This is a genomic window from Sphingomonas sp. 8AM (assembly GCF_902506455.1).
Classification (GTDB): domain Bacteria; phylum Pseudomonadota; class Alphaproteobacteria; order Sphingomonadales; family Sphingomonadaceae; genus Sphingomonas.
In genome coordinates this window covers 2,469,606-2,478,938 of the sequence record NZ_LR733844.1, presented here as the reverse complement: position 1 = coordinate 2,478,938, position 9,333 = coordinate 2,469,606, and the positions used below count along the sequence as shown (strand labels likewise).

Sequence of the window (9,333 nt, the reverse complement as noted above, 5' to 3'; positions counted from 1 at the left end):
GCCGTCGATGAGCAACCAAACCAGTCACCCGTGGTGGGAACGCGGCACCGTCTATCAAATCTACCCGCGCTCCTTTCAGGACAGCGACGGCGACGGCGTCGGCGATCTCGCCGGGATCGAGCGGCGGCTCGACCATGTCGCCGCACTGGGCGTCGACGCGATCTGGTTGTCCCCGATCTTCCCGTCGCCGATGGCCGACTTCGGCTATGACGTCGCCGATTATTGCGGAGTCGAGCCGCTGTTCGGCGATCTGGCGGCGTTCGACCGGTTGCTCGCCGCCATCCACGCACGCGGGCTGAAGCTGCTGCTCGATTTCGTGCCGAACCACAGCTCCGACCAGCACCCGTGGTTCGTCGAAAGCCGCTCCGGGCGAAACAGCCCGAAACGCGACTGGTATATCTGGCGCGATCCGGCGCCCGATGGTGGCCCGCCGAACAACTGGATCAGCGATTTCGGCGGCTCGGCGTGGGAATATGACGCCAACAGCGGCCAATATCATCTCCACGCCTTCCTGAAACAGCAACCCGATCTCAACTGGCGCAACCCCGCGCTGAAGGCGGCGATGCTGGATGCGATGCGCTTCTGGTTCGATCGCGGCGTCGACGGGTTCCGCATCGACGTGTTGTGGCACATCGTGAAGGCCGAAGGCTTCCCGGACAATCCGCCGAACCCCTATTGGCGCCCCGGCATCACCGAGCGCGACCGGTTGATCCAGCAACATTCGACCGATCAACCCGAGGCGCACGCGATCGCCGCCGAGATGCGCGCGCTCGCCGACAGCTACGGTGCCGATGGGCAGGGGCGCGTACTGATCGGCGAGATCTTCCTCCCCAACGATCGTCACGCGCGCTGGTACGGCACGCCCGAACGCCCGCAGGTGCATCTGCCGTTCAACTTCCAGCTCATCGAAAATGCGTGGGATGCCGCGACCTTGCGCGACATGATCGCCGCCTATGAGGCGAGCCTCCCGCCGCACGGCTGGCCCAACTGGGTGATCGGCAGCCACGACGCGCCGCGGATCGCCGCGCGGATCGGCGAGGCGCAGGCGCGCGTCGCCGCGATGCTGCTGCTCACGCTGCGCGGCACGCCGACGCTCTACCAGGGCGACGAACTCGGCATCGGCCAGGTCGACATCCCCGCCGACCGCGTCCGCGATCCGCAGGAGCTTCGCCAGCCCGGCATCGGCATCGGCCGCGACCGCTCGCGCACGCCGATGCCGTGGGACGCCTCATCCTTCGCGGGCTTCTCGACCGTCGAGCCGTGGTTGCCGCTCAACCCCGACTGGCCGACCCGCAACGTCGCCGCGCAGGAACAGGACGGGGGCTCGATGCTGACACTCTACCGCCGCCTGCTCGCACTGCGGCGCGAGCGGGCGGCGTTGTCGGTCGGAGACTTCCGCTTGCTGGACGCCGCGGACGGGGTGCTGGCCTATGAGCGCCGGCATGGCGGCGAGCAGCTGCGGGTGGCGCTGAACCTGACCGGTGAAGCGCGCCCGCTGCCATTTGCGGGCACGATGTTGCTGTCGACGCTGCCCGGCGCAGCGAGCGATTATTTGCGCGGGGACGAAGGCGTGATCTTCCGCTAACCGTCTCCGAGACTTGCACCGGCGTAGCGACCAATCGCTGCGCCCGGGCGCGCCATGACCAAGGACCATCGTTGATGAAGATCGCCATGCTCGCCCCGATCGCGTGGCGCACCCCGCCGCGCCATTACGGCCCGTGGGAACTCGTCACGCACCTGCTTACCGAGGCGCTGGTCGAGCGCGGTGTCGACGTCACTCTCTTCGCGACGCTCGACAGCATCACGACCGCCACGCTTGATGGCGTGGTGCCCGCGCCTTACTCAGAAGATCCGCGCATCGACGCGAAGGTGTGGGAATATCGCCATCTCAGCCATGTGTTCGCGCAGGCCGATCGCTTCGACTTGATCCACAACCAGGCCGACTTTCCGGCGCACGCCTTCGCACCGCTGATCGACAGGCCGATCGTCACGACGATCCACGGTTTTTCGTCCGACCGTATCCTGCCGATGTACGCGCCCTATGCGGACCGCGTGCACTATGTCGCGATCAGCGACGCCGATCGGCACCCCGACCTGCGGTACGCGGCGACGATCCACCACGGCATCCCGCTCGACGATTTCCGCTTCGACGCCGAGGGTAGCGACGATCTGCTGTTCTTCGGGCGGCTCCATCCCGACAAGGGTGCGGCCGAGGCGATCGCGGCGGCGCGGGCGACCGGGCGCGCGCTGAACCTCTACGGAATCGTGCAGGATCAGGGCTATCACGACCGTGCTGTCGCGCCCGCGCTCGACGATCGCATCCGCTATCATGGCGCGGTCGGCGGGGAGGCGCGGGTCGCGGCGCTGGGGAAGGCGCGGGCGCTGCTCCACCTCATCAACTTCGACGAGCCGTTCGGGCTGTCGGTGATCGAGGCGATGGCGTGCGGGACGCCGGTGATCGCCACGCGCCGCGGCTCGATGCCCGAACTGATCGAGCACGGCGTCACCGGCTTTCTGGTCGACACACCCGAGGAAGCGGTGGCGGCGATCAAACGCGCAGGCGATATCGATCGCGCGGCGTGCCGACGCGCGGTCGCCGCGCGGTTCAGCGTCGCCCGGATGGCTGACGAATATATCGCGCTGTACCGGCGCATTCTCGGCTGATCCGACCTATCTTGGCTGTATGACCGGAACGACCGAGAAGCGCGCCACGCTCTATCGGATGGTGATGCCGACGCACACCTGCCCATATGGCGTGAAGGCGAAGGACCTGCTGCAGCGGCGCGGCTACATGGTGGACGATCAGCTGCTGCGGACCCGCGAAGCGACCGACGCCTTCAAGGCCGAGCACGGCGTCAAGACGACGCCGCAGACGTTCATCGATGGCGAGCGGATCGGCGGCTATGACGATCTGCGCCGCTTCCTCGGCATCCACGTGCCTGCGCCCGGCGAGACGAGCTACCGCCCGGTGCTGGCGGTGTTTGCGATGACCGCGCTGATGGCGCTCGCGGCGAGCATGGCGGCGTTCGGCACCCCGCTGACGCTGCGCGCCGCCGAGTGGTTCATCTCGTTCAGCATGTGCGTGCTCGCGCTGCTCAAGCTGCAGGATCTCGAGACCTTCTCGACAATGTTCCTCAATTACGACCTGCTGGCGAAACGCTGGGTACGCTACGGCTATGTCTATCCGTTCGCGGAGGGGCTGGCGGGCCTGCTGATGACCGCGCATGTCGCTGACTGGTTGTCAGTTCCGCTCGCGCTGTTCATCGGGACGGTCGGCGCGGTGTCGGTGTTCAAGGCGGTCTATATCGACAGGCGCGAGCTGAAATGCGCCTGTGTCGGCGGCGCGACGCGGGTGCCGCTGGGGTTCGTCTCACTGACCGAAAATGTCATGATGGTCGCGATGGCGGTGTGGATGGCGGCTCGATGATCGTCGCCCCTGCGCAGGCAGGGGCCCATCTCTGTCAAATGTTGCGATAGGTCTGACACATGAATGACCCCCGTGTGTCAGTGTACCGCAGCACGACAAAGACATAGGCCCCTGCCTCCGCAGGGGTGACGGCACGCATCACAAATGCCGCTTGCCGAGCTTCCGCGCCAAGGTCCGCCGGTGCATCCCCAATCGGCGCGCCGCCTCGGACACGTTGAACCCGCAATCCGCGAGCGTCTGGTGGATATGCTCCCATTCCAGCGTGCGCAGCGAGGTCGGCGGCGCGACCAGCTCGACGCTGGCATCGCCCTCGCCGCTCGCCTGGAACGCCGCCTCGATATCGTCGGAATTGGCCGGCTTCGACAGATAGTTGGTCGCACCCAGCTTCACCGCCTCGACCGCAGTGGCGATGCTCGCAAAGCCGGTCAGCACCACGATCCGCATCTGCGCATCGAGCGCATGGAGCCGCGCCACGCATGTCAGCCCCGAGGCGTTGCCGAGCCGCAGGTCGACCACTGCGTGATCGGGCTTCAGCGCATCCACCGCCGCGTCCAGATCGTCGGGATCGGTGATCGCGCGCACCTGATAACCGCGCCGCTCGAACGAGCGCGCCAGCGTGCGCGCGAACACCTCGTCATCCTCGACGATCAGCAGCCGCCGCTCGCTCATGCGCCGTCCTCCGGGATCGAGATCGCCGCGATCGGCAGCGTCAGCGTCACCTCGCCCCCGCCGCCCTCGCGGTTGCGCGCCGACACGGTCCCGCCAAGCGTCCGCAACACATTGACCGCGAGGAACAATCCCAGCCCGGCGCCGCGGCGCGTCTTGGTACTCATATAAGGCTTGCCGAGCCCGTCGAGGATCGCGGGCGCAAAGCCGCGCCCGTCGTCGCGCACCGACAGCACCAGCCGGTCGCCGTCCCACCACGCGCATAGCGCGATCGTGCGACCGCCCGCCTCCAGCGCATTGTCGAGCAAATTGGTGATCGTCTGCGCCAGCGCCTTGTCGGCGACGATTCGCGGGTCGCTGGTCATCAGATGTTCGTAGGCAGCGGCGACCTGCGTCTTGCCGCGCCAGTCACCGACGAGCCCCGACAGGAAGGTCTTGAGCGTTGTGCGCACCGGCCCCATCCCGCGCACTTCGCCCGAGGCGAGCAGCACCTGGCTGAGGATGTCCTTGCAGCGCGTCACCTCGGTGCGCATGTCGTCGAGATCGGCGAGCAGCGCCGGCGAGGCGGCGATCGCGGGCTCACGCCGCCAGTCGCCCAGCATCACCGCGATCGACGACAGGGGTGTGCCGAGTTCGTGCGCCGCCCCGCTGGCGAGCAGCCCCATGCGAACGATATGTTCCTCCTCGGCGGCGCGCTGGCGGAGCGCAGCGAGCCGCGCGTCATGTTCGGAGACGTTGCGGACGATCCGGGTGACGAACAGCGCGAGCAATGTGGCGGTAAGCGTGAAATTGAACCAGCTGCCCGCGATATACGGTGTCGACAGCGTCGAGGCCCAGCCGCGCGGCAGCGCGAACGGCGGCGCGGCGTGCGCGAGCCACGCGAACAACGCGCTGCTGAGCGCCACCATTGCCCAGCTGGCATGATCGCGCAGCAGCAGCGCGGCGATCACGACCTGGAGCAAATACAGGGTGACGAACGGGTTGCTGACCCCGCCGCTGAGATACAATTGCGTCGTCAGGCAGGCGACATCGACCAGCAGCGTCGCGAACAGCGCGCCATAGGTGATCGGCCGCCGCCCGACGATCTGCGCGATCGCAAGGTTGAGCGCGACCAGCACCGCGACCGCGCCGAGCATCGCGACCAGCGGCAGGTGCACACCGACGACGAAATGGACGAACAGGATCGTCGCGAGCTGCCCGCCGACCGCGAGCCAGCGCAGGATCGACAACAACCGCACGTTGCGCCGCCCGGCGTCCTCGCGCAGCCCGGTTCCGGCGATGATGTCAGACGCAGGCATCGGCTGTCCTTACGGCGGATCGGGTCGGATGCGCTATCGTGGAGAGCGACCAGGGGCGGCAAAGTTGGCGAAGTTTGCGCATAATGGCCATCTGAGCGGCACGCCCGGCGCAACGATGCAGTCCGGCTTGCGCCAGTCTAGCGGAAACCGGGGATGTAGGACAGCCACGCGCGGCACCGCGTCGCCGCGCAGCCCTGATGCGTGTCCGGGCTAACCCCGTCCGCGCGCGAGCCGCCACGAAAAATACGCCATCATTGCCGCGAGCGTGAACCATGTCAGCGCGTAGACGAGGTGGTTGTTGCGGAACCGGACCACCGTCAGCCCGCCACGCGGCCATTGCGTCCCCGGCACCGCCTCGGCGTCGATGAAGTAAGGGGCGACCGACCCCAGCCGGCGGGCGCGGGCGATCGCGGCGGTGTCGCGCGAATACCAGCGGTCGTCGGCGGGGTCGTTGTCGCGGAGGAAGCCGCCGTCGGGCTCGCTGACGCGCAACAGGCCGGTGATGCGCCCCGGACCGCTCGGCTGCGCGATCGTCCTGCGATCACCGGCAGGTACGAAGCCGCGATTGACGAGGATCGTGCCGCCCGCAGTGTCCAGCGGCGAAAGAACCCAGTGACCCGCACCGAAGTCGGTGACCGCTTGCGTGAACACCGGCGGGGCCGCGCGCCAGGTGCCGGTCGCCGTGACGCGCCGGTAGGCGTCGTCATCCGTAATCCTGGCCCAGCGCATGCGCGGCGGGGCGGGTTCGGCGGGCGCGGCGAGCCGCGCCTCAACACGGTCGATCAGCGCAAGCTTCCACACGCGCCGCTCGACCTGCCAGACGCCGAGCCCCGCCAGCACCGCCGCCAGCAGCAGCGCGACGCCGGCGAGGGCCCAGCGCGCGCGCATCACATGCCGCCGCTCGACATCTCTCCGCCCATGCCCGGCATCATGTTGAGGTTCATGTGGTACATGACCCACAGCGACCCGGCGATCACGATCAGCACGATGATCGCGGTGAAGATCAGCGCCAGCATCGTCCAGCCGTTCTCGGATTTGGTGTTCATGTGCAGGAAGTAGATCATGTGCACCACGATCTGCACCATCGCCAGCGCCATCACGATCCCGGCGGTGACGCGCGGATCGGAGATCACCCCGGTCATCACCAGCCCGAACGCGGGCGCGGTCAGCAGCACCGAGAGGATGAAGCCGATCCAATATTCGCGACGCGAGCCGTGCGGCGCGCCGCCATGATGATCATGCGCGTCGTGATGCCCGTGCGCGGAATCGTGGCCGTGGCCGTGCGTATCGGCGCTCATCAGCGGAGCACTCCCAGCAGATAGACGAAGGTGAAGACGCCGATCCAGATGACGTCGAGGAAGTGCCAGAACAGCGACAGGCACTGTAGACGGCGGATGTTGGCCGGCTCCAGCCCGCGACGTGCGACCTGCACCATCAGCGTCACCAGCCAGATGATGCCGAAGGTGACGTGCAGCCCGTGCGTGCCGACCAAGGTGAAGAACGACGACAGGAACGCCGAACGCCACGGGCCCGCGCCCTCGTGGATCAGGTTGCTGAACTCATACAACTCGATCGACAGGAACGCCGCGCCGAACACGCCGGTGATGGCGAGCCAGCGCAGGGTCGCGGCCTTGTTCTGCTCGTCGGCGTTGATCATCGCGAAGCCATAGGTGATCGACGACAGCAGCAGCGCAGTCGTGTTCACCGCGACCAGCGGCAGCTCGAACAGCTCCTTGGGCCCCGGCCCGCCGGCGTAGCTGCCGCCGTACACCCCGTATGCCGCGAACAGCATCGCGAAGATGAGGCAATCGCTCATCAGGTACAGCCAGAAGCCCAGCATCGTGCTGGCACCGGGCGGATGCTCGTGCTCGTCCAGATCGTAATAGGACGGGGCCGCGGCGCCCGGTGCCGTCTGCGTCGTCGTGCTCATCGTGCTCACACCCCCGCCTGCTGGAGCGCGCGGGTGCGCGCATCCTCGCTGTTGACGACATCCTCGACGGGAATGTGGAAGTCGCGGTCATAGTTGAAGGTGTGCCCGATCGCGGTCGCGATCAGCGCAACGAACGCGAGCGCGGCGAGCCACCAGATGTACCAGATCATCGCCACGCCGAAGACCGTCGACAGCCCGGCCAGGATCACCCCGGCGCCGGTGTTCTTGGGCATGTGGATCGCGCGGAACCCGGCGGTCGGACGCTCGGCCTTCTTCGACTTCATGTCGTGCCACGCGTCCAGATCGTGAACGACCGGCGAGAAGGCGAAGTTATAGGCCGGCGGCGGCGACGAGGTCGCCCACTCCAGCGTGCGCCCGTTCCACGGATCGCCCGTGAAATCGCGCAGCTTCTCGCGGTCGCGGATGCTGACGTAGAATTGCATCAGCATGGCGCCGATCCCGGCAGCGATGATAAGCGCACCGATCGCGGCGATCACGAACCAGATCTGCAGCGACGGATCCTCGAAGGCGCGCAGGCGGCGGGTGACGCCCATCAGCCCCAGCACGTAGAGCGGGGTGAACGCGACCCAGAAGCCGACGACCCAGCACCAGAAGCTGATCGTGCCCCAGAACTTGTCGAGCTTGAACCCGAACGCCTTCGGCCACCAGTAATTCACGCCCGCGAACATCCCGAACAGCACGCCGCCGATAATGACGTTGTGGAAGTGCGCGATCAGGAACAGCGAGTTGTGGAACTGGAAGTCGGCCGGCGGCACCGCCAGCATCACGCCGGTCATCCCGCCGATCACGAAGGTCAGCATGAACGCGACCGCCCACATCATCGGCAGCTCGAACCGGATCCGCCCACGATACATCGTGAACAGCCAGTTGAAGATCTTCGCACCCGTCGGGATCGAGATGATCATCGTCGTGATGCCGAAGAAGCTGTTGACGCTGGCGCCCGAGCCCATCGTGAAGAAGTGGTGCAGCCACACCAGATACGACAGGATGCAGATGACGATCAGCGCGTAGACCATCGACGTATAGCCGAACAGCCGCTTGCCCGAGAAGGTCGAGACGACCTCCGAGAACACGCCGAACGCGGGCAGGATCAGGATGTAGACCTCCGGGTGGCCCCAGATCCAGATCATGTTCACGTACATCATCGGGTTGCCCCCGCCGGTGTTCGTGAAGAAGTTGGTGCCGACGTAGCGGTCGAGGCTGAGCATCGCGAGCACGGCGGTCAGCACCGGGAAAGCCGCGACGATCAGGACGTTGGTGACCAGCGCCGACCAGGTGAAGATCGGCATCTGCATCAGGCTCATGCCCGGCGCGCGCATCTTGATGATCGTCGCCAGCAGGTTGACGCCCGACAGAAGCGTGCCGACGCCGGCGATCTGCAAGGCCCAGATGTAATAGTCGACACCGACATCGGGCGAGTAATCGAGCCCCGACAGCGGCGCCATCGCCAGCCAGCCGGTCCGCGCAAACTCGCCGACGAACAGGCTCATCATCACCGTGATCGCGCCGCTGACCGTCATCCAGAAGCTGAAATTGTTCAGGAACGGGAAGCTGACGTCGCGCGCGCCGATCTGGAGCGGGACGACATAGTTCATCAGCCCCGTGACGAACGGCATCGCCACGAAGAAGATCATGATGACGCCGTGCGCGGTGAACACCTGGTCATAATGGTGCGCGGGCAGGAAGCCCTCGCTGCCGTTGAAGGCGACCGCCTGCTGTGCGCGCATCATCAACGCGTCGGCAAAACCACGCAGGAACATGACCAGCGCCAGCACGATGTACATGATGCCGATCTTCTTGTGATCGACGCTGGTGAACCACTCCTTCCAGAGATAGCCCCACAGTTTGAAATAGGTGAGCGCGCCCAGCACCGCGGCGCCGCCGATCGCGACCATGACAAAGGTCCCGACGAGGATCGGCTCGTGGATCGGAAAGCTCTCGAGCGTCAGCCGCCCGAAGATCGTCTTGATGAGGTCGTCCGACATGATGTC

Annotated in this window: 9 protein-coding genes; 3 read left to right on the top strand and 6 right to left on the bottom strand. The window is 66.5% G+C overall.

What is annotated here, in order from left to right; all coding sequences use genetic code 11:
* The first annotated feature begins 7 nt into the window (after positions 1-7).
* The 3 genes from BACI71_RS11630 (at position 8) to BACI71_RS11620 (ending at position 3,427) form a co-directional block, all read left to right on the top strand.
* Positions 8-1,585, top strand: coding sequence for an alpha-amylase family glycosyl hydrolase (locus BACI71_RS11630; protein WP_159758779.1), 1,578 nt, complete (start codon positions 8-10; stop codon positions 1,583-1,585).
* Positions 1,586-1,659: 74 nt separating this feature from the next.
* Positions 1,660-2,664: a glycosyltransferase family 4 protein gene (locus tag BACI71_RS11625; RefSeq protein ID WP_159758777.1), complete on the top strand. Its 1,005-nt coding sequence runs from the start codon at positions 1,660-1,662 to the stop codon at positions 2,662-2,664.
* A gap of 19 nt (positions 2,665-2,683) precedes the next feature.
* Positions 2,684-3,427 carry a MauE/DoxX family redox-associated membrane protein gene (locus tag BACI71_RS11620; RefSeq protein WP_236552963.1) on the top strand — a complete coding sequence of 248 codons (744 nt, stop codon included), beginning with the start codon at positions 2,684-2,686 and terminating at the stop codon, positions 3,425-3,427.
* Between the two features lie 138 nt (positions 3,428-3,565).
* On the opposite strand, the gene BACI71_RS11615 is transcribed toward BACI71_RS11620, so the two are convergent.
* The 6 genes from BACI71_RS11615 to cyoB all read right to left on the bottom strand — a co-directional run bounded on the left by BACI71_RS11615 (position 3,566) and on the right by cyoB (position 9,327).
* Entirely contained in the window at positions 3,566-4,096 is a 531-nt protein-coding gene (locus BACI71_RS11615) for a response regulator transcription factor (protein ID WP_159758775.1), read from the bottom strand.
* Positions 4,093-5,391: an ATP-binding protein gene (locus BACI71_RS11610; protein ID WP_159758773.1), complete on the bottom strand. Its 1,299-nt coding sequence runs from the start codon at positions 5,389-5,391 to the stop codon at positions 4,093-4,095. The genes BACI71_RS11615 and BACI71_RS11610 overlap by 4 nt, the downstream gene beginning before the upstream one ends.
* A 210-nt stretch (positions 5,392-5,601) precedes the next feature.
* Positions 5,602-6,279, bottom strand: a complete 678-nt coding sequence (locus BACI71_RS11605; RefSeq protein WP_159758771.1) for an SURF1 family protein — start codon at positions 6,277-6,279, stop codon at positions 5,602-5,604.
* On the bottom strand, positions 6,279-6,689 hold the full coding sequence (gene cyoD, locus BACI71_RS11600) for a cytochrome o ubiquinol oxidase subunit IV (protein ID WP_159758769.1): 411 nt from the start codon (positions 6,687-6,689) through the stop codon (positions 6,279-6,281). The genes BACI71_RS11605 and cyoD overlap by 1 nt, the downstream gene beginning before the upstream one ends.
* The gene (gene cyoC / locus BACI71_RS11595; RefSeq protein WP_159758767.1) at positions 6,689-7,321 is read right to left on the bottom strand and encodes a cytochrome o ubiquinol oxidase subunit III; all 633 of its coding nucleotides are present in this window, start codon (positions 7,319-7,321) and stop codon (positions 6,689-6,691) included. Before cyoC ends, cyoD begins: the two co-directional genes overlap by 1 nt.
* Before the next feature lie 5 nt (positions 7,322-7,326).
* Positions 7,327-9,327, bottom strand: a complete 2,001-nt coding sequence (gene cyoB, locus BACI71_RS11590; RefSeq protein WP_159758765.1) for a cytochrome o ubiquinol oxidase subunit I — start codon at positions 9,325-9,327, stop codon at positions 7,327-7,329.
* Positions 9,328-9,333 lie beyond the last annotated feature (6 nt).

Coding starts and splice junctions, on each gene's coding strand:
- BACI71_RS11630 (WP_159758779.1), top strand. CDS start 8: ATGAGCAACCAAACCAGTCACCCGTGGTGGGAACGCGGCACCGTCTAT.
- BACI71_RS11625 (WP_159758777.1), top strand. CDS start 1,660: ATGAAGATCGCCATGCTCGCCCCGATCGCGTGGCGCACCCCGCCGCGC.
- BACI71_RS11620 (WP_236552963.1), top strand. CDS start 2,684: ATGACCGGAACGACCGAGAAGCGCGCCACGCTCTATCGGATGGTGATG.
- BACI71_RS11615 (WP_159758775.1), bottom strand. CDS start 4,096: ATGAGCGAGCGGCGGCTGCTGATCGTCGAGGATGACGAGGTGTTCGCG.
- BACI71_RS11610 (WP_159758773.1), bottom strand. CDS start 5,391: ATGCCTGCGTCTGACATCATCGCCGGAACCGGGCTGCGCGAGGACGCC.
- BACI71_RS11605 (WP_159758771.1), bottom strand. CDS start 6,279: ATGCGCGCGCGCTGGGCCCTCGCCGGCGTCGCGCTGCTGCTGGCGGCG.
- cyoD (WP_159758769.1), bottom strand. CDS start 6,689: ATGAGCGCCGATACGCACGGCCACGGCCACGATTCCGCGCACGGGCAT.
- cyoC (WP_159758767.1), bottom strand. CDS start 7,321: ATGAGCACGACGACGCAGACGGCACCGGGCGCCGCGGCCCCGTCCTAT.
- cyoB (WP_159758765.1), bottom strand. CDS start 9,327: ATGTCGGACGACCTCATCAAGACGATCTTCGGGCGGCTGACGCTCGAG.